Annotated in this window: 22 protein-coding genes; 5 read left to right on the top strand and 17 right to left on the bottom strand. The window is 55.3% G+C overall.

Translation table 11 applies throughout. The features are described 5' to 3' along the window. The 12 genes from KAJ71_RS01175 to mraZ are packed head-to-tail and all read right to left on the bottom strand — an operon-like array spanning position 1 to position 13,469. Entirely contained in the window at positions 1 to 921 is a 921-nt protein-coding gene (locus tag KAJ71_RS01175; RefSeq protein ID WP_248944001.1) for a D-alanine--D-alanine ligase, read from the bottom strand. Continuing rightward, on the bottom strand, positions 914 to 2,389 hold the full coding sequence (gene murC / locus KAJ71_RS01170; protein ID WP_024527168.1) for a UDP-N-acetylmuramate--L-alanine ligase: 1,476 nt from the start codon (positions 2,387 to 2,389) through the stop codon (positions 914 to 916). The genes KAJ71_RS01175 and murC overlap by 8 nt, the downstream gene beginning before the upstream one ends. Positions 2,390 to 2,443: 54 nt before the next feature. Then, positions 2,444 to 3,508, bottom strand: coding sequence for an undecaprenyldiphospho-muramoylpentapeptide beta-N-acetylglucosaminyltransferase (gene murG / locus KAJ71_RS01165; protein ID WP_248944000.1), 1,065 nt, complete (start codon positions 3,506 to 3,508; stop codon positions 2,444 to 2,446). A 3-nt stretch (positions 3,509 to 3,511) separates the two neighbouring features. Continuing rightward, the gene (gene ftsW / locus KAJ71_RS01160) at positions 3,512 to 4,714 is read right to left on the bottom strand and encodes a cell division protein FtsW (RefSeq protein WP_248943999.1); all 1,203 of its coding nucleotides are present in this window, start codon (positions 4,712 to 4,714) and stop codon (positions 3,512 to 3,514) included. Beyond that, positions 4,711 to 6,030, bottom strand: a complete 1,320-nt coding sequence (murD, locus tag KAJ71_RS01155; protein ID WP_248943998.1) for a UDP-N-acetylmuramoyl-L-alanine--D-glutamate ligase — start codon at positions 6,028 to 6,030, stop codon at positions 4,711 to 4,713. The genes ftsW and murD overlap by 4 nt, the downstream gene beginning before the upstream one ends. A gap of 2 nt (positions 6,031 to 6,032) precedes the next feature. Then, positions 6,033 to 7,115 (bottom strand): phospho-N-acetylmuramoyl-pentapeptide-transferase, encoded by a 1,083-nt coding sequence (mraY, locus tag KAJ71_RS01150; protein WP_021179322.1) that lies wholly within the window; start codon positions 7,113 to 7,115, stop codon positions 6,033 to 6,035. After that, complete coding sequence (gene murF, locus KAJ71_RS01145) at positions 7,109 to 8,470, bottom strand: UDP-N-acetylmuramoyl-tripeptide--D-alanyl-D-alanine ligase (RefSeq protein ID WP_248943997.1); 1,362 nt, start codon at positions 8,468 to 8,470, stop codon at positions 7,109 to 7,111. Before murF ends, mraY begins: the two co-directional genes overlap by 7 nt. Then, positions 8,467 to 9,954 (bottom strand): UDP-N-acetylmuramoyl-L-alanyl-D-glutamate--2,6-diaminopimelate ligase, encoded by a 1,488-nt coding sequence (gene murE / locus KAJ71_RS01140; RefSeq protein ID WP_248943996.1) that lies wholly within the window; start codon positions 9,952 to 9,954, stop codon positions 8,467 to 8,469. The genes murF and murE overlap by 4 nt, the downstream gene beginning before the upstream one ends. Next, entirely contained in the window at positions 9,941 to 11,707 is a 1,767-nt protein-coding gene (gene ftsI, locus KAJ71_RS01135) for a peptidoglycan DD-transpeptidase PBP3 (protein ID WP_248943995.1), read from the bottom strand. The genes murE and ftsI overlap by 14 nt, the downstream gene beginning before the upstream one ends. 42 nt (positions 11,708 to 11,749) lie before the next feature. Next, positions 11,750 to 12,070, bottom strand: a complete 321-nt coding sequence (gene ftsL, locus KAJ71_RS01130; protein WP_021179318.1) for a cell division protein FtsL — start codon at positions 12,068 to 12,070, stop codon at positions 11,750 to 11,752. Continuing rightward, positions 12,067 to 13,008: a 16S rRNA (cytosine(1402)-N(4))-methyltransferase RsmH gene (rsmH, locus tag KAJ71_RS01125; RefSeq protein WP_021179317.1), complete on the bottom strand. Its 942-nt coding sequence runs from the start codon at positions 13,006 to 13,008 to the stop codon at positions 12,067 to 12,069. The genes ftsL and rsmH overlap by 4 nt, the downstream gene beginning before the upstream one ends. A 2-nt stretch (positions 13,009 to 13,010) precedes the next feature. Continuing rightward, a complete protein-coding gene (gene mraZ / locus KAJ71_RS01120; protein WP_024483534.1) occupies positions 13,011 to 13,469 on the bottom strand; it encodes a division/cell wall cluster transcriptional repressor MraZ in 459 nt (152 codons plus the stop codon). Between the two features lie 895 nt (positions 13,470 to 14,364). Between mraZ and KAJ71_RS01115 the strand changes: the two genes are divergently transcribed. Beyond that, positions 14,365 to 14,802, top strand: coding sequence for an L-alanine exporter AlaE (locus KAJ71_RS01115; protein WP_248943994.1), 438 nt, complete (start codon positions 14,365 to 14,367; stop codon positions 14,800 to 14,802). 33 nt (positions 14,803 to 14,835) lie between these two features. Here the strand turns inward: KAJ71_RS01115 and cra are convergent, their stop codons facing one another. Continuing rightward, a complete protein-coding gene (gene cra / locus KAJ71_RS01110) occupies positions 14,836 to 15,840 on the bottom strand; it encodes a catabolite repressor/activator (RefSeq protein WP_248943993.1) in 1,005 nt (334 codons plus the stop codon). A 97-nt stretch (positions 15,841 to 15,937) separates the two neighbouring features. Between cra and KAJ71_RS23390 the strand changes: the two genes are divergently transcribed. Next, positions 15,938 to 16,069 carry a hypothetical protein gene (locus KAJ71_RS23390; RefSeq protein ID WP_283106604.1) on the top strand — a complete coding sequence of 44 codons (132 nt, stop codon included), beginning with the start codon at positions 15,938 to 15,940 and terminating at the stop codon, positions 16,067 to 16,069. 41 nt (positions 16,070 to 16,110) lie between these two features. Here the strand turns inward: KAJ71_RS23390 and ilvN are convergent, their stop codons facing one another. The 4 genes from ilvN to leuO all read right to left on the bottom strand — a co-directional run bounded on the left by ilvN (position 16,111) and on the right by leuO (position 21,966). Beyond that, positions 16,111 to 16,605 (bottom strand): acetolactate synthase small subunit, encoded by a 495-nt coding sequence (ilvN, locus tag KAJ71_RS01105; protein ID WP_021179312.1) that lies wholly within the window; start codon positions 16,603 to 16,605, stop codon positions 16,111 to 16,113. After that, positions 16,605 to 18,323: an acetolactate synthase 3 large subunit gene (gene ilvI, locus KAJ71_RS01100; protein ID WP_248943992.1), complete on the bottom strand. Its 1,719-nt coding sequence runs from the start codon at positions 18,321 to 18,323 to the stop codon at positions 16,605 to 16,607. The genes ilvN and ilvI overlap by 1 nt, the downstream gene beginning before the upstream one ends. A 435-nt stretch (positions 18,324 to 18,758) precedes the next feature. Continuing rightward, positions 18,759 to 20,564, bottom strand: coding sequence for an AMP-dependent synthetase/ligase (locus KAJ71_RS01095; RefSeq protein ID WP_248943991.1), 1,806 nt, complete (start codon positions 20,562 to 20,564; stop codon positions 18,759 to 18,761). A gap of 454 nt (positions 20,565 to 21,018) precedes the next feature. Further along, entirely contained in the window at positions 21,019 to 21,966 is a 948-nt protein-coding gene (gene leuO / locus KAJ71_RS01090) for a transcriptional regulator LeuO (protein WP_248943990.1), read from the bottom strand. Between the two features lie 891 nt (positions 21,967 to 22,857). Here leuO and leuA point away from each other — a divergent pair. Genes leuA through leuC form a run of 3 tightly spaced genes read left to right on the top strand, consistent with a single transcriptional unit; the run spans position 22,858 to position 26,930 of the window. Next, positions 22,858 to 24,432: a 2-isopropylmalate synthase gene (gene leuA / locus KAJ71_RS01085; protein ID WP_248943989.1), complete on the top strand. Its 1,575-nt coding sequence runs from the start codon at positions 22,858 to 22,860 to the stop codon at positions 24,430 to 24,432. Positions 24,433 to 24,434: 2 nt separating this feature from the next. Then, a complete protein-coding gene (gene leuB, locus KAJ71_RS01080; RefSeq protein ID WP_248943988.1) occupies positions 24,435 to 25,526 on the top strand; it encodes a 3-isopropylmalate dehydrogenase in 1,092 nt (363 codons plus the stop codon). A 3-nt stretch (positions 25,527 to 25,529) separates the two neighbouring features. After that, the gene (gene leuC / locus KAJ71_RS01075) at positions 25,530 to 26,930 is read left to right on the top strand and encodes a 3-isopropylmalate dehydratase large subunit (RefSeq protein ID WP_024527182.1); all 1,401 of its coding nucleotides are present in this window, start codon (positions 25,530 to 25,532) and stop codon (positions 26,928 to 26,930) included. Positions 26,931 to 26,935 lie beyond the last annotated feature (5 nt).

Genomic DNA, 26,935 nt, shown 5'->3' with positions numbered 1-26,935 from the left:
TCAGTCAGCCAACGCCAGAATTCCCGCAACCAACTGCGAGAAAGTTAATCCGGACTGCCGGGCCGCCATCGGGACCAGACTATGGCTGGTCATGCCCGGCGAGGTATTCGCCTCCAGCAGGTAGAAGCTGCCATCGCTGTCTTGCATGACATCAACACGCCCCCAGCCACTGCAATCCAGCCCACGGTAAGCCCTTAATGCCAACGCTGCCATAGCGGCTTCCTGCTGTGCATCCAGGCCGCTCGGGCAAAAATACTGCGTATCATCTGAGATATATTTAGCCTGGTAATCGTAAAACACACCGCTTGGCTGGATCCTGATGGAAGGCAGCACCTTATCGCCCAGGATCGCCACAGTGTATTCCGGACCGCTGAGCCATTTCTCTACCAGCACATCCTCATCATGACGGAAAGCTTCTTCCAGCGCCCCTTCCAGGGCTGCGCGTTCGGTCACTTTGCTCATGCCAACGCTGGAACCTTCGCGGCTTGGCTTCACAATCAGCGGCAACCCCAGAGCGTCAATGGCTGCCAGTTGGCTTTGCTGATCGTCGCCCAGATACTGGCGGCGGCTCAGCGCCACGTAAGGTGCCACCGGCAACCCCATCGACTGCCACACCATTTTGCTGCGCCATTTATCCATGGTCAGCGCCGAGGCCATCACGCCGCTGCCGGTATAAGGCAACTGCAAAAACTCCAGCAGGCCTTGCAATGTACCATCTTCACCGCCACGCCCGTGCAGCGCGATGAAGACTTTGGTGAACCCCTGCGCTTTCAACTCGGTGACAGGGAAGTCACGGGTATCGATGCCATGTGCATCAATGCCTGCTTCTCGCAACCCGGCCAGCACGGCCGCGCCAGATTGCAGTGAAACTTCACGTTCTGCGGAGGTACCACCCAGCAATACGGCGACTTTATCAGCCATGATGATCCTCCTCTTTGATCTGTGGTTGCAGTTTTAGTTCAGCCAGTCGGCGCGCGATTTTACCGACATTGCCAGCCCCTTGCACCAGCACCAGGTCGTCCCCTTGCAACAGCTGCGCCAACAGCGTTGGCACGGTATCCGCATCGGACACCAGGATCGGATCCAGTTTGCCGCGATTGCGAATGGTACGGCACAGGCTACGGCTATCAGCGCCAGGGATCGGAGCTTCACCCGCCGGATAGACATCCAGCATCAGCAACACGTCAACCTGCGACAATACGTTGGCGAAATCGTCATACAGATCGCGAGTACGGGTATAGCGGTGCGGCTGGAAGATCATCACCACCCGCTTGGTTGGCCAACCGGCACGCGCGGCCTTGATGGTCGCATCCACTTCCGTTGGGTGGTGGCCATAATCGTCCACCAACATGGCGCTACCCTGTTTTTCGTTAACCGCCGCCAGCGGGAACTCACCCAGGAAATCAAAGCGACGTCCCGTCCCCTGGAAACCGGCCAGCGCACGCAGAATGGCTTCGTCGGCAATGCCTTCTTCCGTCGCCACGGCAACCGCCGCCGCCGCGTTCAAGGCGTTATGGCGGCCCGGTGCATTCAGGGTCACCGTCATCAACGGCTTATCCTGACGGCTCAAGGTAAAGTGCCCCTGTGGCCCGATCTGGCTATAGCTCTCGATGCGCACATCCGCATCCTCGCTAAAGCCGTAGGTGGTGATATGGCGACCCACGCGCGGCAACAACTCACGCACGACCGGATCGTCAATGCACATTACCGCACGACCATAGAACGGCAGGTTGTGCAGGAAGGTGATAAACGTCTGCTTCAAATTCTCGAAGTCGCCATGGTAGGTATCCATATGGTCGGCTTCGATGTTGGTGACAATCGCCACCATCGGTTGCAAGTGCAGGAACGACGCGTCGCTCTCATCCGCTTCCGCAATAAGATAACGGCTAGAACCCAAACGTGCGTGGGTACCCGCCGCCTTCACCAGCCCACCGTTAACAAACGTTGGGTCAAGACCAGCTTCGGCATAAATACTGGACACCATCGCCGTGGTGGTGGTTTTGCCGTGCGTACCGGCGATGGCAATGCCATGGCGATAGCGCATCAGCTCGGCCAGCATTTCTGCCCGCTGGATCACCGGAATGCGCGCCTCACGGGCTGCGACGATCTCCGGGTTGTCTGCCGGGATAGCGGTCGAAACCACTACCACGCTGGCATCCAGCACGTTTTCCGGGCGGTGATGAAAGTAAATCGTTGCCCCAAGCTCGCTCAACTGCTGGGTGACCGGGTTCGGTGCCAGGTCGGAACCGCTGATCTGATAACCCTCGTTGGCCAACACCTCGGCGATACCACCCATGCCGGCACCACCGATGCCAACAAAGTGAATGTGCCGGACGCGTCGCATCTCAGGCACGAAAGTACGTAGTTTCGCCAATTGTTGTGTATTCATCACTTCTCTATCTATCAGGTTCGATTTAGCTCAACAGGGGTAACCCCTACGGCCTTACAGGGCTGCACGAATAATTTCAGCCGCCACACGTTCTGTTGCATCCGGTATCGCCACCGCGCGGGCCTTTTCGGCCATCGTCAACAGCGTTGGGCGGTCCCAGCTTGCCAGCAGTTCTGCCACGACATCGGCAGTAAACTGCGGCTGTTCGATAATTTTAGCCGCACCAGCCTCTTCCAGAGGACGCGCGTTCCAGTATTGCTGACGATCTTTGTGCTGGAACGGTACAAAAATGGCCGGTAATCCCGCCGCCGCCACTTCGCTGACGGTCAGCGCACCGGAACGGCACACCACCACATCCGCCCAGGCATAAGCCTCTGCCATGTCATCAATAAACTCGGTCACCTTGTGCCCGGTCTGCCCTACCCTCTCGTAGTCTTGCAGTACCGTTGGCAATGCGCCCTTACCTACCTGATGCCAGAGGACTATTCTATCGCCCAGCAGCGCGGCGACTTCAGGAACTGTCTGATTCAGCACGCGTGCACCTTGGCTACCGCCGATAATCAGCACGCGGATCGGCCCTTCACGCCCGTTCAGACGCTCGGCAGGCAGCGGCAGCGCCAACACATCGGTACGCACCGGGTTACCCACTACGTCCGCATTCGGGAACGCGCCAGGGAACGCCTGTAACACTTTCTTGGCGATCCTTGAGAGCCAGCGGTTGGTCAGGCCCGCAATGCCGTTCTGCTCATGCAGCACCACCGGGATGCCACACTGCCAGGCGGCCAAACCGCCAGGGCCAGAAACGTAACCGCCCATTCCCAGCACGACGTCCGGCTGATAGCTGCGCATAATCGCTTTCGCCTGACGCACCGCCTGCCAGATACGCACCGGTGCGGTCAACTGGGCTTTCAGCCCTTTGCCACGCAGCCCGGAGATGCGGATAAAATCAATCTCGATCCCGTGCTTTGGCACCAGATCGGCTTCCATTCGGTCTGCAGTGCCGAGCCAGCGAACCTGCCAGCCCTGCGCCATCAGATGATGTGCGACCGCCAGCCCCGGAAACACGTGCCCGCCGGTACCGCCTGCCATCACCATTAAACGCTTAGCTTTACCGCTCATCCGCTACCTCTTCACAAACGCCTGCGCTTTGGTCAGGCGCGTTTCATAATCAATTCGCAGCAACAGCACGATAGCCGTCGACATAATGATCAGGCTCGAGCCACCGTAGCTTATCAGTGGCAAGGTCAAGCCTTTGGTTGGCAACATCCCCGCTGCCGCACCGACGTTCACCAACGCCTGGAAACTGAACCAGACACCGATTGAACACGCCAGAAAACCGGAAAATCGCTGGTCTATCTCCAACGCCCGGCGGCCAATCGACATGGCACGAAAAGCGACGAAGAATACCATTAACAGGGCTAAAACCACACCGATATAGCCCAGTTCTTCGCCCAAAATGGAGAAGATAAAGTCAGTGTGCGCCTCGGGTAAATACTCGAGTTTCTGTACCGAGTTGCCCAACCCCTGCCCCCAGAACTCGCCGCGGCCAAACGCCATCAGCGACTGGGTTAGCTGGTAACCACTGCCAAACGGATCGGCCCATGGGTTCCAAAACGAAGTCACACGGCGCATACGGTAAGGTTCCGCGATGATCAGCAGCACTACGGCAAACACCCCTGAACCGATGATCGCCAGGAACTGCCACATTTTCGCCCCGGCCAGGAACAGCATGGCCAGCGTGGTGATAAACAGCACCACCACCGTCCCCAAATCCGGCTGAGCCAGCAGCAGCACCGCCAGCACCACCATCACGCCCATTGGCTTACAGAAGCCCCAGAAGTTGCTGCGGACTTCCTCCACTTTGCGTACCAGATAGCTCGCCAGGTAGCAAAACAGCGACAGCTTGGATAACTCAGCGGGCTGGATACGCAACGGGCCGAGTGAAATCCAGCGTGAAGCCCCGTTGACCGAGCTGCCCACCACCAGCACCACCAGCAACAAGACTATCGATAACAGCAGCATGACGTTGCTATAGCGCTGCCAAACGGCCATCGGGACACGCAGCGTCACCAGCGACAGGCCGAATGCCAGACCAAGGTAAAGTGCATCACGCTTGGCAAACAGGAACGGATCATCTGCCAGGCGCTGGCCGATAGGCATCGAGGCCGACGTCACCATCACAAAACCAACAATCGCCAGGCCAAAGGTCAGCCACAGCAGGGTACGGTCATACAGCACCATGCTGCTCGTATCGCTTTCACGCGATCCCATCACCCAGTCTTTCAGCTTGTTGGTCAGGCCAAACGTCGGCACCCGTAGTCTCATCCGCCCAGCTCCTGTGCCAGACGGGCAAACTCGTTGCCACGCACTTCAAAATTACGGAACTGATCCAGGCTGGCGCAGGCCGGTGACAACAGCACCATGTCACCCGACTTCACTTCGCGGGCAATGGCCTGCATCGTCTGCTCCATCGTTTCTGTCAGTGTGGCGACATCCGGACGCAGTTGTGCCAGCTGTGCGCCATCGCGGCCAAAGCAGTACAAGCGCACGTTGTCACCTTGCAGATAGCGCGCCAGCGGCGAGAAGTCCGCAGACTTGCCATCACCGCCCAACAGCAGATGCAGCGTGCCCTTAACCTGCAGGCCGTTCAGCGCCGCCTCGGTGCTGCCGACGTTGGTGGCTTTGGAATCATTAATCCAGCGCACGCCGTTGTGTTCCCACACCAGTTGGAAGCGGTGCTCCAGGCCGGTAAAGGTCGTCAGCGCTTTCAGGCTGGACGCACGCGGCAGCTTGACGGCATCGGCCAGGGCCAGGGCCGCCAACGCATTGGTAAAGTTATGGCGACCGGTGAGCTTCATCTCGCTGGTGTTGAGGACTTTCTCACCATTCACCCGCAGCCAGATTTCACCCTGCTGGCGGTTAAGATGGTAGTCCCCCACGTCGGCACCAAAGCTGACACAGCGCTCATCGGCACCGCGCACCGGCATGGTCAGCGCATCGTCCGCATTCACTACGCAGACTTCGGCATTTTCATAGACGCGCAATTTGGCGGCACGGTATTGCTGTAGACCAAATGGATAGCGATCCATATGATCTTCGGTCACGTTCAAAATGGTGGCCGCTGTGGGATGCAGGCTGTGAGTGGTTTCCAATTGGAAGCTCGACAGTTCCAGCACGTACAGTTGGCACTCCTGGCGCAGCAGGCTCAGCGCTGGCAGGCCAATATTGCCCCCAACGCCCACGGCCCAACCGGCGGCCTTAGCCATTTCACCCACAAGCGTGGTGACGGTGCTCTTGCCGTTAGAACCGGTGATCGCCACGATTGGCGCCTGGGCTTCACGGCAGAACAGCTCAACGTCACCGACAATCTCAACCCCGGCATCGGCGGCAGCGCTCAAGGCCGGAGTCGCCAATGCCATGCCTGGGCTGGCTACAATCAAATCCGCAGACAGCAGCCACTCCTGGTTCAGGGAACCCAGATGACGTTCAACGCTCTCGGGCAGTTGGTCCAGGCCCGGCGGCGAAATACGGGTATCCATAACCCGCGGCGTCACGCCACGGGTCATAAAGAAATCAACGCAGGACAGGCCGGTGAGGCCCAGCCCGATGATGACCACTTTTTTACCCTGATAATCCACCATAATCAGCGCACCTTCAGCGTCGCCAGGCCAATCAGCACCAGCATCAGCGAAATAATCCAGAAGCGCACGATCACCCGTGGTTCTGGCCAGCCTTTCAATTCATAGTGATGGTGGATCGGCGCCATGCGGAAAATACGTTGCCCGCGCAGCTTGAACGATCCCACCTGCAGGATCACCGACAGCGTTTCAACCACAAACACGCCGCCCATAATCAGCAATAAGAACTCCTGGCGCAGCAGCACGGCGATGGTGCCCAACGCGCCGCCCAGTGCCAGTGAACCCACGTCGCCCATAAACACCTGAGCCGGATAGGTGTTAAACCACAAGAAACCCAAACCGGCACCGACAATCGCAGTGCAGACGATGACCAACTCACCGGCATGACGCAAATACGGAATATGCAGGTAATTGGCGAAGTTCATGTTACCGGTCGCCCAGGCCACCAGCGCAAAGCCCGCCGCCACAAACACGGTTGGCATGATCGCCAGGCCATCCAGCCCATCGGTCAGGTTGACCGCGTTGCTGGTGCCGACAATCACGAAGTAGGCCAACGCCACGTACAGCAAGCCCAGCTGCGGCATGATGTCCTTAAAGAACGGCACAACCAGCTCGGTGGCTGGCGTGTCTTTTCCTACGGCATACATGGCAAAGGCCACGACCAGGGCAATCACCGATTGCCAGAAATATTTCCAGCGGGCAATCAGTCCCCGAGTATCTTTGCGCACCACTTTGCGATAATCATCAACAAAGCCGACGATACCGTAACCCACCAGCACGAACAGCACGCACCACACGTAAGGGTTGGACGGATAGGCCCACATCAGCACCGAAATGGTGATGGAGGTCAGGATCATGATGCCGCCCATGGTCGGCGTACCGCGCTTGCTAAAGTGAGACTCTGGCCCGTCGTTACGTACGACCTGACCAAAGGACATTTCCTGCAGGCGTTTGATCACCTTCGGCCCCATCCACAGGGAAAGGAACAGCGCGGTCAGCAGGCTGACAATGGCCCGGAACGTCAGATAGGAAAAGACGTTGAAGCCTGAGTAATATTTGACCAAATGCTCGGCCAGCCAAACTAACATGGTGCTTTCTCCTGTAACGCGCGTACTACCTGCTCCATTGCGGCACTACGTGAACCTTTGATTAACACGGTAATTACCGCATGTGCTGAGAGTAGTTCCGCTACGCGCGCGGTCACTGCTGTTTTATCCTGATAATGTTCACCGTTACTGGCGGCGGAGCTCAATACCTGGCTCAGCCCGCCCACGCTGATGACTTTATCAATACCGGCCAGACGGGCTGCTTCACCCACCTGACGATGACACTCTTCGGCCTCTGCGCCCAACTCGGCCATATCGCCAACGACCATCACGCGATAACCCGGCATTTCTGCCAGCACCTGCGCTGCTGCCGTCATGGAACCGACGTTGGCGTTATAGCTGTCATCAAGCAACAGCTTGCCTTTCGCCAAGACAATCGGGAACAAACGCCCAGGCACCGCCTGAAGCTGTTGCAAGCCTGCACTCACAGCGGCCAGCGTAGCGCCAACCGACATCGCCAGTGCTGCCGCCGCCAACGCATTGGCCACATTATGGCGGCCCGGCAATGGCAACTTGATCGCCACCGTGCCGAACGGGCTGTGCAAAGTGAAGTGAGTTACGCTCCCTTTCACCTGGATATCGCGGGCATAGAAATCCACTGATTCTGCAGCCTGGGGAGAGAAACGCCAGACTGTCTTGCCCTGTAACTGCGCCTGCCAGTGCGGCCAGTCGTTGCTATCGGCGTTGAGGATCGCCACGCCATCCGCCGGCAAACCGGCAAAGATTTCGCCCTTGGCCTGCGCAACGCCAGCCAGTGAGCCAAAACCTTCCAGATGGGCAGCGGCCAGATTATTCACCAGCGCGCTCTGCGGTTGCGCCAAGGCGGTGGTATAGGCAATCTCACCGATATGGTTGGCACCCAGCTCGACCACCGCAAAATCATGCTGCGGCTCTAAACGCAGCAGCGTTAACGGCACGCCGATCTCGTTATTGTAATTCCCGGCGGTATGCAGCACTTCGCCACATTCACGTAAAATGGCCGCGGTCATCTCTTTCACCGAGGTCTTGCCCGATGAACCGGTCAGCGCCACCACTTTGGCTGGCACCTGCTGACGTACCCAGGCAGCAAACTGCCCCAGTGCCAGACTGGTATCTTTCACCACCAGTTGCGGAGCCTCCACCAATAAGCGCTTACTTACCAGCAAAGCGCCTGCACCAGCGGCGACAGCATCAGCAGCAAAGTCGTGAGCATCGAAACGCTCCCCTTTCAGGGCTACAAACAGGCAACCCGCAGTGACTTGACGAGTATCCCTCGTCACTTCGGTAATGATGCAATCGGTGCCGATCAGCTCGGCATCCAATACCGCCGCCAGCGTCTGGAGGGAGACCGGGATCATGCCAACACCCCCAGCAAACGTGCGACGGTGGTGCGATCGGAGTAATCCAGACGGCGGTTGCCCACCAGTTGGTAATCCTCGTGGCCTTTACCCGCCACCAGCACCACATCCTGCTCTTTAGCCTGCATGATGGCGCTGGTCACGGCTTCGGCGCGCCCGTGGATCACCTGTACATGCCCGGCATCCAGCAGCCCGGCCAGAATATCCTTGATGATTGCCTGCGGTTCTTCGGTGCGCGGATTGTCATCCGTGACCACCACCCGGTCGGCAAACTGCTCGGCAATGCCACCCATAAGTGGGCGCTTACCTCTATCACGATCACCTCCGCAGCCAAACACGCACCACAGTTGCCCTTGGCAATGCAGGCGAGCGGCTTCCAGCGCTTTTTCCAGCGCATCCGGGGTGTGAGCATAATCCACCACCACCGTCGGTTTACCTGGCGCATTGAAGACTTCCATCCGGCCACAGACCGGTTGTAGCTGATTGGCCGTGTTAACCAACTTCTCAAACGGATAACCGAGAGACAGCAGCGTCGCCAATGCCAGGATCAGGTTACTGACGTTAAATGCTCCCATCAGGCGGCTTTCGATCTCGCCGTTGCCCCAGCTTGAGCTGAAGTGGATGGTGGCACCGTTATCGTGATAGTCCACCGCCGTGGTTTTCAGCCAGCGGCCATGACAGCCAGGCTGCAAATTATTCTGCATGGTGACGGCCACCGCGTCTGGCAATTTGGCCAGCCAACGCTGCCCGACTTCATCGTCGGCATTGATGATCGCCTGACCAACGTCGTGGCCAGCAAACAGTGACCATTTGGCCGCTTCGTAGCTGGCCATGTCACCGTGGTAATCCAGGTGATCGCGGCTCAGGTTGGTGAATACGGCGGCGGCAAAGGGTAAAGCCGCCACGCGGTGTTGCACCAGGCCATGAGAGGAGACTTCCATCGCGGCAAAAGTGGCCCCTTGCTGCGCCAAATCGTTAAGCACGTGCTGCACGTCGACGGCAGAACCAGTGGTATTTTCCGTTGGGCAAACCTGGTCTAACAAACCGTTGCCCACGGTACCCATCACTGCGGCAGTTTCGCCCAACAGTTGGCTCCACTGGGCTAGCAGTTGCGTGGTGGTGGTTTTACCGTTGGTCCCCGTCACGCCAATCAGGCGCAGACGTTCGGCAGGCTGATGATAGAAACGCCCGGCTAACGCCGACAGGCGCTGGCCAAGTTGGCTCAGGTAAATCACCGGCACGCCGTGCATTTCGCAAATTTTACCGTCTTCAGCTTCGCCTTCCGCTTCGGCGATAACGGCGGCAACCCCTTGTGCGATGGCTTGCGGAATATAGCGGCGTCCATCCGTTTGATGGCCAACTACGGCGACAAACAGATCCCCGGCAGCCGCAATACGGCTGTCTAATATCATTTCCCGCAGCGCGCGCTCGGGTGCTGTTGGCACCCACGGAGCGAGTAAATCGCGCAAATTACGATCGGCCACCTGAACCCTCTTTGTTATTTATCACTAATTCGCTTTTGTCACCGGTGGGCAGCGCATCTGGCTGAACGTTCATGATCCGCAGCACTCCCCCCATGATGGCACCAAACACTGGCGCGGAAATCGCGCCACCGTAGTATTTCCCACCCTGTGGATCGTTGATGACCACCACCAGAGCAAAACGAGGCTGGCTTGCTGGCGCCACCCCCGCGGTATAAGCGATATATCGGTTGACGTATTTACCATCCGGCCCGACCTTTTTGGCCGTACCGGTTTTTATAGCAATACGATAACCCTTGATGGCGGCTTTAACCCCGCCACCGCCCGGCAAGGCGACGCTTTCCATCATGTGCACTACCGTACGCACGGTAGCCTCTGGGAAGACACGTTCACCGGCAACAGGAGGGTCAACCTTGGTGATCGACAGCGGGCGATAAACGCCCAGGCTGCCAATCGTGGCATAGACTCGCGCTAACTGTAACGGGGTTACCATTAGCCCATAGCCGAAAGAGAAGGTGGCCCTCTCTATGTCAGACCACCGTTGTTTTTTTGGGTATAAGCCACTGCTTTCTCCGACCAGCCCCAAATTGGTCGCTTTTCCCAGCCCAAAACGTGAGTAAGTATCTACTAACGCTGAGGACGGCATCGCTAACGCCAGCTTTGAAACACCGACGTTACTCGACTTCTGCAAGATCCCGGTTACGGTCAGTTCCGAATAACGCGCCACGTCTTTGATTTCATGGCCGCTAACGCGGTAAGGAATGGTATTGAGCACGCTATTTTCTTTCACTACGCCGCGCTGCAACGCCGTCATTACCACCATCGGTTTCACGGTAGAACCAGGTTCAAAAATATCGGTGATGGCACGGTTACGCATGGTGTCTTTCGGCGTATCGGCCATATTGTTCGGGTTGTACGATGGGCTGTTGGCCATCGCCAACACTTCGCCGGTGTTTACGTCCACCAGCACCGCGGTACCAGACTCTGCCTTGTTGAAGGCAACAGCGTTGTTCAGTTCACGGTAAACCAACGCCTGCAGGCGTTCATCGATACTCAGCGCCAGATTGTGCGCCGCCTGGCTGTCTACCGAGGAGATATCCTCGATCACTCGGCCATAGCGGTCTTTACGTACGGTTCTTTCGCCCGGTTGGCCGGTCAGCCAGCGATCAAAGCTCTTCTCGACCCCTTCGATCCCTTCGCCGTCAATGTTGGTCACGCCGATGATATGGGAGGTAACCTGGCCAGACGGGTAGTAGCGGCGCGATTCCTGGCGTAGGTAGATGCCAGGCAATTTCAGCTTGTGGATGTAATCACCAATCGCCGGGTTAACCTGCCGGGCCAGATAGACAAAGCGCCCCTTCGGATTGGCATTAATACGATTGGAGAGCTGATCGAGCGGAATTTGTAACGCGTCGGACAGCGCTTTCCAGCGCGAATCCAGCGTAATACCCCCGCGTTCATTCAACTCTTTCGGATCGGCCCACACGGCGTTCACCGGTACGCTCACTGCCAGCGGGCGGCCAGAGCGGTCGCTAATCATGCCGCGCGCAGTGGGAACGGACTGCACGCGCAGTGAACGCATGTCGCCTTCTTTCACCAACCGATCCGGATTGATCACCTGCAAATAAGCCACACGCAGCATCAGCCCAACCAGCGCCAACAGAATACAGCCGCACAGCAACGCAAAACGCCAGCTGACAAAGCTGGCCTGATCTTCCTGGCGTTTCAACTTCTTACCGGGACGTACTGCTTTCATGCGTTAGCTATTTGCTCCGTATCGTGACTTCGGCTAAACCACTCATGGCTTGACAATGATAATTTCCTGCGATGGATCAACGTGTTGCATCTGCAGTTTTTCGGTGGCGATACGCTCTACACGGCTGTGATCGCCAAGGGCATTCTCTTCCAGGATCAGGTTGCGCCATTCGATATCCAGCGCATCCCTCTCCAGCACCAGCTGTTCGCGCTCGGCGGTCAGCAGGCGGGTACGGTGTGCGGTGGTCACCACAAATACGGCGGAAACCAGCGCGGCTATCATCAAAATCAGCGGGATCTTGGCGTTACGCAGCAGATCGCCACCAATGACGCCAACTAAACCGTGGCGCTCATTGCCAATCACGCTGGCATCCTCTCGGCAATACGCAGTACCGAGCTGCGCGCACGTGGGTTTTCCGCCACTTCAACATCACCTGGCTTCATTTTGCCCAAGGCTTTCAGCGTGCGGCCGCCCATTTCACGCAACTGCGCTTCGGTTAGCGGAATTCCTGCCGGAACCTGGGCACCACGGCTGTGGTGGCGCATAAAGCTTTTGACAATACGGTCTTCCAACGAATGGAAGCTGATGATCGACAGGCGGCCTTCTGGGGCCAACACAGCTAATGCGCCGTCCAGCGCACGTTCGATCTCTTCCAACTCGCTGTTGATGTAGATACGGATCGCCTGGAAACTGCGGGTTGCCGGGTGTTTATGCTTATCACGGAACGGGCTGGCATGGGCGATCAGCTCCGCCAGTTCCTTGGTACGGGTCATCGGCTCTACGCGGTTTCTCTCCACGATGGCGCGGGCGATGCGTTTGGCAAAGCGCTCTTCACCGAAGGTTTTCAGCACCCAGGCAATATCGTCGGCCTCCGCTTTCATCAACCATTCGGCGGCGGATTGGCCGCTGGAAGGGTCCATACGCATATCCAGCGGGCCGTCACGCATAAAGGAAAATCCGCGTTCTGCGTCATCCAGCTGCGGGGAAGATACACCTAAGTCGAGCAACACGCCGTCGATCTTGCCCACCAGTTCCCGTTGCTGCACATAGTCAGCCAAATCGGAAAACGGACCGTGGATGATAGTAAAACGTGGATCTGCAATAGATTGAGCTGCGGCAATAGCCTGCGGATCGCGATCGATAGCCAACAAGCGCCCTTCCGGCCCCAGTTGGGACAAGATCAGACGAGAATGACCACCGCGACCAAAAGTACCGTCGATGTATATGCCGTTACTGCGAATATTGAGACCCTTCACGGCCTCATCCAACAGTACGGTCGTATGTTTATAATTTTCCAGCATGCTTATAGTGACAAGTCCTGTAGCCGCTCAGACAACGGTTCCTGAGTGGACTGTTCCGCGTCAATATCATCCTTGACTTGTTGATACCAGGTCTGTTCATCCCACAGTTCAAACTTGTTGAACTGCCCGACCAGCATCACTTCTTTAGTAAGCCCGGCATGTTGGCGTAGCGTATTGGCTAACAGCAACCGGCCGGCATTATCCATCTGACACTCACTGGCATGCCCCAACAGCAAGCGCTGGACGCGGCGCTCGGCGGGATTCATGCTCGACAGACGGGACAACTTTTGCTCGATGATTTCCCATTGCGGTAATGGATAAAGCAGCAGGCAGGGCTGATGGAGGTCAATGGTGCAAACCATTTGGCCTTGCGATTCCTCATTCAGTAAATCCCGATAACGGGTTGGTACGGCGAGCCGTCCTTTACTGTCGAGGTTGACCATCGTTGCCCCACGAAACATACCTGAGCTACCCCCTCGTGACCCTTTTCACCACTTTACACCACAAATTCCCACATAAGGGAGTTTACGGAGGGTATGAAAACCTTGTCAAGCCAGAGCAAGAGCGGTTTGGCAATATTTATAGGCATATTTTGGAGGCTGGCTCACGAAAGGAACTCTATTTATTGCATGAATATAAATTAACATCATGATTAAAGAGGAGAATTTTCTAAGCGGAAAGAGTGTGATTAAAATAAACACAAATTGACGATTAAATAACTCATTATGTCCTTCTGCAATCCAGGTCTCACTTTTCAACATCGCTCTCGGCGGGGACAACCCCACCGCATCCCGCATCGGTCAAGGCTTGGCCGCAAGCCGCCTGCCAGCAGGGAAATGCCATAAACCCTTGACTTAATAACACTCAGCGAGTATTTCACTGCCAACGGCGCGCTATTTTACTTCAATTATTCCTTCAAAGAACAACCCAAAGATAAAATAAATGGCGAACCACTGGCTCAAGCCGCCAATTATGATTCAAATCAATATCGTAAGATTATTCTCAAAACACCTATTTACAATTCATCCGGTTTTTTTTGCGAATACAGGAATATACGTAAATTTATTAAGCCTATTACTGATCCACCCGCAAACCCGTCACCTCATCATCACCATAAAACCATAACCAACTGTTTATAATGAAAATATTGTCAAACACCATTTTAAATCCCTGCTTTCCACGCTTTTCCCACCGTTGCCAGGATAAAAATCAGCCAAATGTTAAAAATAAAAATTTTAAGCCACTTAAAACATCCAACGCAGTCAAGTAGACTACAAAACAGCAGAAATGTCAGTTAATAACACCTAATTAACATTAATAAGCAACATGTTAACCGATAAATTCAGGGATCGTGTCATGTCTAGAGCCGTTTTACCATGGCGCAGCGCTGCCGCCGATACTTTTGCGCTGGTGGTGTACTGTTTTATCGTCGGGATGGCGATTGAAATACTGATTTCGGGCATGAGCTTTAGCCAATCGCTCTCCTCCCGACTGGTGTCGATCCCTGTCAATATCCTGATCGCCTGGCCCTATGGTCGCTACCGCGATTTCTTTATCGCCACCGCACGCCGCAGCCCTCGAGGGCAATTTTTGCTGCGTAACCTGGCCGATCTGTTGGCTTACGTCAGTTTTCAATCGCCGGTGTACGCCGCCATTCTGTGGAGCGTGGGCGCGGATGGCCAGCAGATCCTGGCCGCAGTGACCAGCAATGCGGTGATCTCGATGGCGATGGGCGTGGTGTACGGCTATTTTCTGGAGTATTGCCGCAGGCTGTTTCGCGTGGGTTACGTGTGAGGGAAAGGGCCGCAGACTGCGGCCCTTTTAAACTTATTTGCGGCTCAGGCTGCCACGGCGGAACAGGTTACGGCGAATGCGCGTCATACCCGGTTTGGGTTTGCGCGGTTCATCCAGGCTGGCAAGCACCAGCTCCAGCACCCGCTCGGCAACTTCACGGTGGCGTTGGGCCACGGCAAGCACCGGACACTCTAGGAAATCCAACAGCTCATGGTCACCAAAGGTGGCAATCGCCAGATCCGTCGGTAAACGCCCACGCTGTTTCAGCGTTACGTCCATCACGCCCTGCAACAGCGAAAATGAGGTGGTAAACAACGCCTGTGGCATTGGATGGGTTTTCAGCCATTCCGCGAACAGCACGCCGGCCGCTTCACGTTCATAGCTGTTGGCATACAGATAATCCACCTGCCGCTCGTCATCCTGCCAGGCCTGGCGGAAACCTTGCTCACGCAAGAAGCTGACCGAAAGCTCTGGCAAAGCCCCCAGATACAACACCGACTTGGCGGGGAAAGTACGTAACTCCTGCGCCAAAGCAAAGGCGTCTTCCTGATCGGCCCCCACCACGCTGATAAAGTGTTCACGATCCAGGGCGCGGTCCAACGCGATAATCGGGAAAGGATCGTTAGCCCAGCGCTGATAGAACGGATGCTCCGGCGGCAACGCAGTGGAGACGATGATCGCATCAACCTGGCGTTGCAGCAGGTGCTCAATACAGCGCATTTCATTATCCGGCTGATCTTCCGAGCAGGCAATCAACAGTTGGTAACCGCGCTGACGCGCCTGACGTTCCAGGTAGTTAGCGATGCGGGTATAGCTGGTATTTTCCAGATCCGGTATCACCAGGCCGATAGAACGAGTGCGACCTGCACGCAGCCCTGCAGCTACGGCATTCGGGTGATAATTGTGCTCCCTGACCACGGCCATCACTTTTTCGACGGTTTTATCGCTGACACGATACTGCTTCGCTTTGCCGTTGATGACATAACTGGCCGTAGTGCGCGAAACGCCTGCGAGACGCGCGATTTCATCCAGTTTCACGTTAACCCCTTTAAATGACTCTCAAAATGACAATGGATCCTGTGGCGTTGTTTACCCCCACGCTTTCAGAGTATGGCGTACCGAAAGCGGAAGGGTAATGAGTAACCATGATAGTCACTATGGTTATTCAACCCGTAATGGCGATCTAACAGCAGAAAACACGGCCGAGCAACCGCTTTCGCCCAAAGGTGCCAGCAAATGGGCAAAAAATAAAAAAGAAAGGGCGTAACAAACCTGCCACGCCCTCGATACAGTGCAGAAAACCCGCTATCAGCGCATAATCTTGTCACCGCGCGACACGCCAACAATCCCCGAGCGGGCCACTTCGACGATTTCAGCCACTTCACGTACGGCGTTTAGGAAGGCGTCCAGCTTGTCGCTGGTTCCCGCCAACTGCACGGTGTAAAGCGACGAAGTGACATCCACAATTTGCCCACGGAAAATATCCGTGCTGCGCTTCACCTCTTCACGCCCATAGCCGCTGGCCTGCAGCTTCACCAGCATGATTTCACGCTCAACGTGAGCCCCCTGCACCAGCTCACTGACGCGCAGTACGTCAACCAGCTTATGTAACTGCTTCTCTATCTGCTCCAGCACCTTTTCATCACCCACCGTTTGGATCGTCATGCGCGACAAGGTTGGATCATCGGTAGGAGCGACCGTCAGGCTTTCGATGTTGTAGCCACGCTGAGAGAACAGCCCGACGACGCGCGACAACGCACCGGATTCGTTTTCCAGTAATACCGATAAGATACGGCGCTTCATCAGGTTCTCTCCGTTTTGCTTAACCACATTTCGTCCATGCTTCCACCGCGGATCTGCATTGGATAAACATGTTCGGTCTCGTCGACGGTCACATCGACAAATACCAGACGTTCTTTTTCAGCCAGCGCCTGCGCCAGCTTGATTTCCAGCTCATCCGGGGTACGAATGGCGATGCCGACATGGCCATAAGCTTCTGCCAGCTTGACGAAGTCCGGCAAGGAATCCATATAAGACTGCGAATGGCGGCCAGAATAGATCATGTCCTGCCACTGTTTCACCATGCCCAGGTAGCGGTTATTCAGGTTGACTACCACCACCGGCAGGTTGTACTGCAGAGCCGTGGACAACTCCTGGATATTCATCTGAATGCTGCCGTCACCGGTGACGCACACTACCGTTTCGTCTGGCAGTGCCAGTTTTACCCCGAGGGCGGCTGGCAAACCAAAGCCCATGGTGCCCAGCCCACCAGAGTTGATCCAACGGCGCGGCTTATCGAACGGATAATAGAGCGCGGCAAACATCTGGTGCTGGCCAACGTCGGAGGTGACATAGGCATCGCCCTTGGTCAGGCGGTGCAGCGTTTCGATCACCGCCTGAGGTTTGATGGTGCCACTGTCTTTGTTGTAGCCCAGGCAATCACGCGCGCGCCACTGCTCAATGGACTGCCACCAGTCACGCAGCGCATCGAAATCCTGCGCTTTGTCCTCATGCGCCAGCAGTTCCAGCATCTGCGTCAGCACCTGTTTGGCATCGCCAACGATAGGAATATCGGCATCCACCGTTTTGGAAATAGAGGTCGGGTCGATATCGATATGCAGCACCGTGGCATCCGGGCAGTATTTGGCCAGGTTATTGGTAGTGCGATCGTCAAAGCGCACCCCAACGGCAAAAATCACGTCGGAATGATGCATGGTCTTGTTAGCTTCATAGGTGCCGTGCATGCCCAGCATACCGACGCTTTGGCGATGAGTACCCGGGAACGCCCCCAGCCCCATCAGCGTACAGGTGACCGGCAGGTTCAGCTTTTCCGCCAGTTGCAGCAATTCTTCATGGCAACCCGAATTAATGGCACCGCCGCCCACGTACATGATCGGTTTTTTAGCCGCCAGAATGGTCTGTAGAGCGCGTTTGATCTGCCCACGGTGGCCTTGCACCGTCGGATTGTAGGAACGCATACTGACGTCCTGCGGATACGCATAGGGCATTCTTACCGCCGGGCCAACGATATCTTTCGGCAGATCGACCACCACAGGGCCAGGGCGACCGGTAGAAGCTAGATAAAACGCCTTTTTCAGCACGGAAGGAATGTCTTCGGTACGCTTGACCAGGAAGCTGTGTTTTACCACCGGGCGGGAGATCCCTACCATGTCGCATTCCTGGAAGGCGTCGTAGCCAATCAGCGAGCTTGGCACCTGGCCAGAGAGCACCACCATCGGGATGGAATCCATATAGGCGGTGGCGATGCCGGTAATGGCGTTGGTGGCTCCTGGGCCAGAAGTGACCAACACTACGCCCACCTCGCCGGTTGCTCGTGCATAGCCATCGGCCATATGCACCGCCCCTTGCTCATGGCGCACCAGAATATGATCGATGCCCCCGACCGTGTGCAGGGCATCATAGATATCGAGTACCGCCCCGCCCGGATAGCCGAATACATGCTTAACGCCCTGATCGATCAGCGATCGGACGACCATCTCGGCTCCTGACAATATTTCCATGGGTTTGCCTCCAGGCTTACATAGCTTGTTCTTGTCTGACGCCGGAACGTAGCGCCTGTCCTGTCTGGGGCATGGCCCCAAAAATCTTATGGACGTTTTGGACTCTTAACATAGCGTCAGAATATGAGGCAGGCAAACGGCAAAATGGCTTATCGTGGGCAAGGGTATTGCCATCAGGCTGGAGATGCGCGGCTTGGCAAAACTATGCACTAGCCGAGAGGTTATTCAGCTAGGCATTGTTTTGCATAGTGGGATAATTACAGAACTATATCAGGCAATGGCGACTGTGGTTTTTTCGCCCATATCCACTTTCTATACCCTATGGATTTCAAGTTGGCCGCTCTTGCGCATCCCTGCGCTCGTGGCATTCGTACATCCCTGTACAGCACAGCAAGCGCAGGTAACAACGCTGTAGCTTGAAAGACGACGGGTATATCATTTTTCCTGATACATGGACTCAATTTCATGCTGGTAACGCTGGAGGATCACCTTGCGACGCAGCTTCAGCGTCGGAGTCAGTTCCCCCAATTCCATCGAGAAGGCCGCTGGCAACAGGGTAAATTTCTTCACCTGCTCAAACAGGGCCAACTCTTTTTGCATCTCCCGCAGACGCTTTTCGAACATTTCGATGATATGGCTGTTGCGCAGCAGTTCGAGCCGATCCTGATACTTCAGATTGACCGATTTGGCGTACTCTTCCAGCGACTCGAAGCTCGGAACGATTAACGCGGAGACAAACTTGCGTGCATCGGCAACGATCGCGACCTGTTCAATAAAGCGATCCTGCGCCAGGGTACCTTCCAGCATCTGTGGCGCAATGTATTTACCACCGGAGGTCTTCATCAGATCCTTCAGCCGCTCGGTAATAAACAGGTTGCCGCCTTCGTCGATCATGCCGGCATCGCCGGTTTTCAGCCAGCCGTCTGCGGTAAAGCTATCGGCCGTTTCCAGCGGTTTATTGAAATAGCCACGCATCACGATTGGCCCACGCACCTGGATCTCATTTTCATCGCCGATGCGCACTTCCACGCCGGGTAACGGCTTGCCGATCGAGCCAAAACGGAAGTTGTTCTCTTCCCAACAGGAGACCGTGGCGCAGGTTTCCGTCATGCCGTAGCCGTATTTGATGTTAATGCCCATCGCCTGGAAGAACAGAATGACATTGTCATCAAGCTTGGCACCGGCCGCAGGCAAGAAGCGCACCCTCCCTCCCAGGATCCCTCGCAGCTTACTTAACACCAACTTGTCAGCCCAGCGGTAAGAGAGATCGAACAACTTACCTAACGGTTTCCCTGCCCTTTCCTGAAGGAACTTGCGTTCACCGCAGACGATGGCCCAGTGGAATAAGGCACGTCGCAACCAAGGCGCACGTGCGACCTTTTCATGCACCGCGCTGAAGATTTTTTCATAAAAGCGCGGTACTGCACACATCAGGGTCGGTTTGACATCGGCCATCGCTTCTCTCACCCAGTCGGTATTGGGCAGATAAACGTTCTGCGCGCCCGAATGCATGATAAAGAAGCTCCAGGCACGTTCAAAAACGTGTGACAACGGCAGGAAACTGAGGGAAACGTCATCCGCCGTCACCGTCAGGCGATCGTCATGCAACTGCAGCTGAGCAGCCATATTGCGGTAGTCAAGCATCACGCCTTTCGGCTCCCCGGTGGTACCTGAGGTGTAGATCAGGGTGAACAAATCCTGCAAATCGCGCTCGGCGATTCTTTGCTGACGCTGGGTATCGAAACGCTCGATATCCGCAAGACGTTCGAAATGATGCAGGTGTTGAGCAATCTCGCAGCCGCGCAAATCGGCTGAAGCATCAAAGACAATAATGTGGGTCAGTTGCGGGCATACGCCACGCAGCGCAATCGCGGCATCCAGTTGATCTTGCTCACCGACAAACAGAACGCGGATATCGGCATCATTCACGATAAATGCCGCCTGAGCCGGGGTGTTGGTGGCATAAAGCGGCACGCTGACCGCCCGGAGTTGAAGGATCGCCAGATCGGCCAGCGACCAGGCCATGCTGTTGTTGGCAAAAATCGCTACACGTTCCTGTACTTCGACGCCCAGTGCCAGCAAGGCGCAGGCAATATGTTGCGTGTGCGCCCCAACCTGTGACCAAGTCAGCCGTGTTTCTCCCTGCGGGGACCACTGACGGAAAGCCGTATGTTCGGCACGGTTAGCAATTTGATGCTGTATACGTTCGACCTGATGGTAATGTTGCAAAGTATTGGTCATAGCGCTCCAAGCCTAAAATTAATCAACCAGTTAACCGTGATCGGAGCGGAAGCTCTCACATCTCAGCTTACACGTGTTTACTTTTTTTGCGCAGTCTACCTAGTCTCCGGCTGTGGGAAAAGGGATTTCAGCGTCGAAGTGTGAGCCAAAACGCGCTTGTTCTCATTTCTCTTGATCTTGGACAAAAGGGAAAGCAAAAGGTTTACGCTTAACAGACAAAGTGGGATCTACGACAAGGAGGGAGAGGTAACAGGTTAAAAGAGTAACAGTATCGTCAGGGGCAGAAGAGAGTTTCAGTCGATTAAATTAATTAACCGTCACAGGTATATGATATTTCCCCGACACCATAATGCGGAATTATCTTAGTTTGGCTGAGCGTATTCTTATTAATTCTTCGCGCTATCCATTATCAACCCGACGCACTCGAAAGCGCGCTGGGCCAATAAATCACTCATTAGCGCAATATGCCAGCTTGGCTAAGTACGGACTTCATCCACTGATGGCCTTCATCGCGCTCGGCAGACTCATGCCAGGAGAGATAACAGGTGGCGGTTTTCCTCTCCCAAGGCAGCGGAATTAATTTTAGCTGCAAGGCTTGTACATGCTGCTGGGCAAACCAACGAGGAGCGATTGCCACCATCTCGGTCATGGCGACTATATTCAATGCGCTGAACAGGTCGGTACATTGCTGGGTGACACTTCGTTGCATGGCTTCGTCAAGATAGTAGGGTTTGCTAAAGGAACAAAAACGCTCTAACGAGATGACGGCATGGTGCTCCGCCAGCATCTGTTTCTGGCTAATGGTACCCACCAACCGTGGGTGAGACTGCGCAGCGACCAGGGTCAATTCATCATCGAATAAGGCAATATCCTGAAACTCGGGATGTTCAAGGCGACTATAGCCAATAACAAACTCGGTTTCCTGATAACGTAACTGATGCTCGATGTTATTGCTCATGTAGGAATGGGTCTGTATCTGCACATTGGGTGCCATGCTCTTGACGTTGTTAATTATTTTGGCCGTCAGACGAATATCTAACGGGCTGCAGATAGAAAGAACAAAGAGACGTTCGCTGCTCAGAGCATCAAAGCCAGCGCCCGGCAGCTCATTTTGTACCAGCTGCAGTGCCTGGCGCACCGGGCCAAAAAGTTGGCGCGCGCGCATAGTAGGTTGAATGCCACGGCCGAAGCGGACAAACAGTTCATCGTTGAACATGATCTTCAAACGTGACACGGCATTGCTGACCGCTGGCTGAGACATCCCTAAGGAATTGGCCGCCTTGGTAATATTCTGCATCTGCATAACCGCATCAAAAACAGTGAGCAAATTAAGATCCACACTGCGCAAATGAATATCACCATTTTCTTTCCTCAAGACAGTTCCTGAATTATATTCGGACATATCCAAACTCCACTAAGTCCCATGTAGATAATCCCGCTAGCGCACAGGGGAATAACAGGAAAAGGCAGGCTACGTTATTCCCACACAGCGAAATTAGTTATCCCTTTTGACTAGCTTGGCAAGATAGCAATCGGGCATCATCCTATAAAAATATGACACGGTGGTGCCTATTTGGCATTGTTCGTCGGTAGGCAGCCTTCATACAAACAAAATTGGCAGGCAAAACACCTAAGTTATGGATACCCGTTTGGTACTCATCAACCTCTGGATCAGACCATAAAATGCGTTAATGGACAATCATACCAGAGCAAAATAGGTATCTTTAGCATCACTTAATTGATTGTAGCCGCTCAGTTCAGCACAAAAAATACAAATCTCAAATAAATAAACAACAATAGATTGACACCGTGAATGCAAAACGAGCCACATCAACATCCCATCAAGCCGCACCTGCCGTTTTTTTGCGCCAACGATAAGTTTTAACCGAGCTGTCTTGTTAATCATTGCAACAGCGCCGATTTCAGACCATTTATGCTAATAAAATCCCGAACAACGGCAGATTTAACGCGGTCTCCCCGGGGTTTTGCCGAGTTTCCAACTAGCGCCACCGCCACTGGTGCCACCCTTTTCAATCCCCCTGTTTTAATCAGGTGTTGACATGCCCCGGCCAATAAAGTATCAAATTAGACAACGAAACAATTTTAGAGAAGCTGACCGCTATGATCCGTACCCACCGTCTACTAGGCCTACTACTAATCGCATCTTATGTGCGCGGTACGCTGGTGGACGGGGTTCAAAGCTGATTCAGCCCATCATCTGCAAAACCCGCGCTACTGCGCGGGTTTTTTTTTACCCGCTTAGCGTGAAACAAACACGACAAGGAACAACACGATGAGCCAACAAGTCATTATTTTCGATACCACATTGCGTGATGGTGAACAGGCACTGCAGGCGAGCCTGAGCGTTAAAGAAAAAATCCAGATCGCCATGGCGCTGGAAAGAATGGGTGTCGATGTAATGGAAGTCGGCTTCCCAGTCTCCTCTCCTGGGGACTTCGAGTCGGTACAGACCATTGCCCGCCAGATCAAAAACAGCCGCGTTTGTGGTCTGGCACGCTGTGTTGATAACGACATTGACGTCGCTGCCGAAGCGTTACGCGTGGCCGAGGCCTTCCGTATTCACGTCTTCCTGGCCACCTCCACCCTGCATATCGAATCCAAATTGAAGCGTTCTTTCGATCAGGTGTTGGAAATGGCTGTACGCTCTGTGAAACGCGCCCGTAACTATACCGATGACGTAGAGTTCTCCTGTGAAGACGCTGGCCGCACCCCTATTGATAACCTGTGCCGCGTGGTAGAAGCCGCCATCAACGCCGGTGCCACTACCATTAATATCCCTGATACCGTTGGCTACACCACGCCAAACCAGTTTGGCGGCATCATTACTACGCTGTACGACCGCGTGCCTAATATTGATAAGGCGATTATTTCCGTCCACTGTCACGACGATTTAGGCATGGCCGTGGGTAACTCTATCGCTGCCGTCCAGGCCGGTGCCCGCCAGGTAGAAGGCACCTTGAACGGCATCGGCGAACGCGCCGGTAACTGCTCACTGGAAGAAGTGATCATGGCAATTAAGGTGCGTCAGGACTTTATGCAGGTACACACCAATATCAATCATCAGGAAATCTACCGCACCAGCCAGTTGGTCAGCCAGCTGTGCAATATGCCCATCCCGGCTAACAAGGCCATCGTCGGTTCCAACGCTTTCGCCCACTCCTCCGGTATCCACCAGGACGGCGTGCTGAAAAACCGCGAGAACTACGAAATCATGACCCCACAGACCATCGGTCTGAAAGATATCCAGTTGAACCTGACCTCCCGTTCCGGCCGCGCGGCGGTAAAACACCGCATGGAAGAGATGGGTTACAAGGAACAGGATTACAATCTGGACGTGCTGTACGCTGCTTTCCTGAAGCTGGCCGACAAGAAAGGCCAGGTGTTTGACTACGATCTGGAAGCCCTGGCATTCATCAATAAGCAGCAGGAAGAACCTGAGCATTTCAGCCTGGAATACTTCAGCGTGCAGTCTGGCAGCAGCATTATGGCTACCGCTTCGGTCAAGCTGAAATGTGGCGAAGAAGAGAAGTCCGAAGCTGCCACGGGCAACGGCCCGGTAGATGCAGTTTACCAAGCTATCAACCGTATCACCGACTACCCGATTGAGCTGGTGAAATACCAACTGACCGCCAAAGGTCAGGGCCGCGACGCACTGGGCCAGGTTGATATCGTGGTGTCTTACAATGGCCGCCGCTTCCATGGCGTGGGCCTGGCAACCGACATTGTGGAATCTTCTGCCAAGGCGATGATCCACGTATTGAATAATATCTGGCGCTCTCAGCAAGTAGAAAAAGAAAAACAGCGCTTGCAGCAAACTAAACATCAAAATAATCAGGAAACGGTGTGAACATGACTAAGACTTACCACATTGCCGTCTTGCCCGGAGACGGAATCGGCCCGGAAGTAATGGCTCAGGCCCACAAAGTGTTAGATGCCGTACGCCAACGCTTTGGCATCTGCATCACCACCAGTGAATATGACGTTGGTGGCATTGCCATCGATCGCCACAGCTCCCCATTACCCGCAGCGACCGTTGCCGGCTGTGAGCAGGCCGATGCCATCCTGTTCGGCTCGGTGGGCGGCCCTAAATGGGAACATCTGCCACCGGCAGAGCAGCCAGAGCGCGGTGCGCTGCTGCCGCTGCGCAAGCACTTCAAACTGTTCAGCAACCTGCGCCCTGCCCGCCTGTACCAAGGTCTGGAAGATTTTTGCCCGCTGCGTGCCGATATCGCCGCGCGTGGCTTCGACATTCTGTGCGTGCGTGAGTTAACCGGCGGCATCTACTTCGGCCAACCAAAAGGCCGTGAAGGTCAGGGCATGCATGAGCGCGCCTTTGATACCGAGGTGTATCACCGCTTTGAGATCGAACGCATCGCCCGTATCGCCTTTGAGTCCGCCCGCAAACGCCGCAACATCGTTACCTCGATTGATAAAGCCAACGTGTTGCAAAGCTCCATCCTGTGGCGTGAAGTCGTGACTCAGGTCGCCAAGGATTACCCGGATGTGTCGCTGTCACATATGTATATCGACAACGCCACCATGCAGTTAATCAAAGATCCGTCCCAGTTCGACGTGCTGCTGTGCTCCAACCTGTTCGGCGACATCCTGTCGGATGAATGCGCCATGATCACCGGCTCGATGGGCATGCTGCCTTCCGCCAGCCTGAACGAACAAGGCTTTGGCCTGTACGAACCCGCAGGTGGCTCCGCACCGGACATCGCGGGTAAAGACATTGCCAACCCGATCGCGCAAATTCTGTCGGCTACCCTGATGCTGCGTTATAGCCTGGGCGCCGATGAAGCCGCAGATGCGATCGAACGCGCCATTAATCAGGCATTGGAACAGGGCTACCGTACCGCCGATCTGGCCGGTGCTGGCAAAGCCATCGGCACCAGTGAAATGGGCGATATCATTGCCCGCTTCGTGGCTGAGGGAGCGTAAATCATGGCCAAGACCTTATATCAGAAATTATACGATGCCCACGTGGTGCATGAAGCGCCAAACGAGACACCGCTGCTGTACATCGATCGTCATCTGGTGCATGAAGTGACCTCCCCACAGGCCTTCGACGGCCTGCGTGCCATGGGCCGTAAGGTGCGCCAACCGGGCAAGACCTTTGCCACCATGGATCACAACGTTTCCACCCAGACCAAAGACATCAACGCCAGCGGCGAGATGGCCCGCATTCAGATGCAGGAGCTGATCAAGAACTGCGCAGAGTTCGGCGTCTCGCTGTATGACCTGAACCACCCCTTCCAGGGCATTGTCCACGTTATCGGCCCTGAGCAAGGCATGACGCTGCCGGGCATGACCATCGTCTGTGGCGACTCCCATACCGCCACGCACGGTGCTTTTGGCTCGCTGGCGTTCGGTATCGGTACTTCGGAAGTGGAACACGTGCTGGCGACCCAAACCCTGAAGCAGGGCCGCGCCAAGACGATGAAGATTGAAGTTACCGGCGATGCCGCAGAAGGTATCACCGCCAAAGATATCGTGCTGGCCGTGATCGGCAAAACCGGCAGCGCTGGCGGTACCGGTCACGTGGTGGAATTCTGTGGCAAAGCTATCGAAGCATTGAGCATGGAAGGCCGCATGACGCTGTGCAACATGGCGATTGAGATGGGTGCCAAAGCGGGCCTGGTTGCGCCAGACGACACCACCTTCAATTACCTGAAAGGCCGCCAGTTCGCTCCTACTGGGGAAAACTGGGAGCAGGCCGTGGCCTACTGGCGCACCATGAAGTCCGACGCAGAAGCCAAATTCGATACCACCATCACCCTGCGAGCGGAAGATATTGCCCCACAGGTGACCTGGGGCACCAATCCGGGGCAGGTTATCGCGGTCGATCAGGCGATCCCAACCCCCGACTCCTTTAGCGATCCGGTGGAACGAGCCTCGGCTGAAAAAGCGTTGGCCTATATGGATCTGAAACCCGGCATCAAACTGACTGACGTCGCGATCGACAAAGTGTTTATCGGCTCTTGCACCAACTCACGTATCGAAGATTTGCGCGCCGCTGCCGCCATCGCCAAAGGCCGTAAAGTGGCTGCAGGCGTGCAGGCGATTGTGGTACCTGGCTCTGGCCCGGTCAAAGCGCAGGCGGAAGAGGAAGGTCTGGACAAGATCTTTATCGAAGCCGGTTTCGAATGGCGTCTGCCAGGCTGTTCCATGTGCCTAGCGATGAACAACGACCGTCTGAACCCTGGCGAACGCTGTGCTTCAACCAGCAACCGTAACTTCGAAGGGCGTCAGGGCCGGGGTGGGCGTACTCATCTGGTCAGCCCGGCGATGGCCGCCGCCGCCGCCGTTACCGGCCATTTTGCCGACATCCGTGAATTGCACTAAGGAGC

It is taken from the genome of Serratia silvae (assembly GCF_023282985.1).
GTDB lineage: Bacteria > Pseudomonadota > Gammaproteobacteria > Enterobacterales > Enterobacteriaceae > Chania > Chania silvae.
The sequence above is the reverse complement of the archived record's forward strand: the minus strand, read 5'-3'. Positions and strand labels throughout refer to the sequence as shown.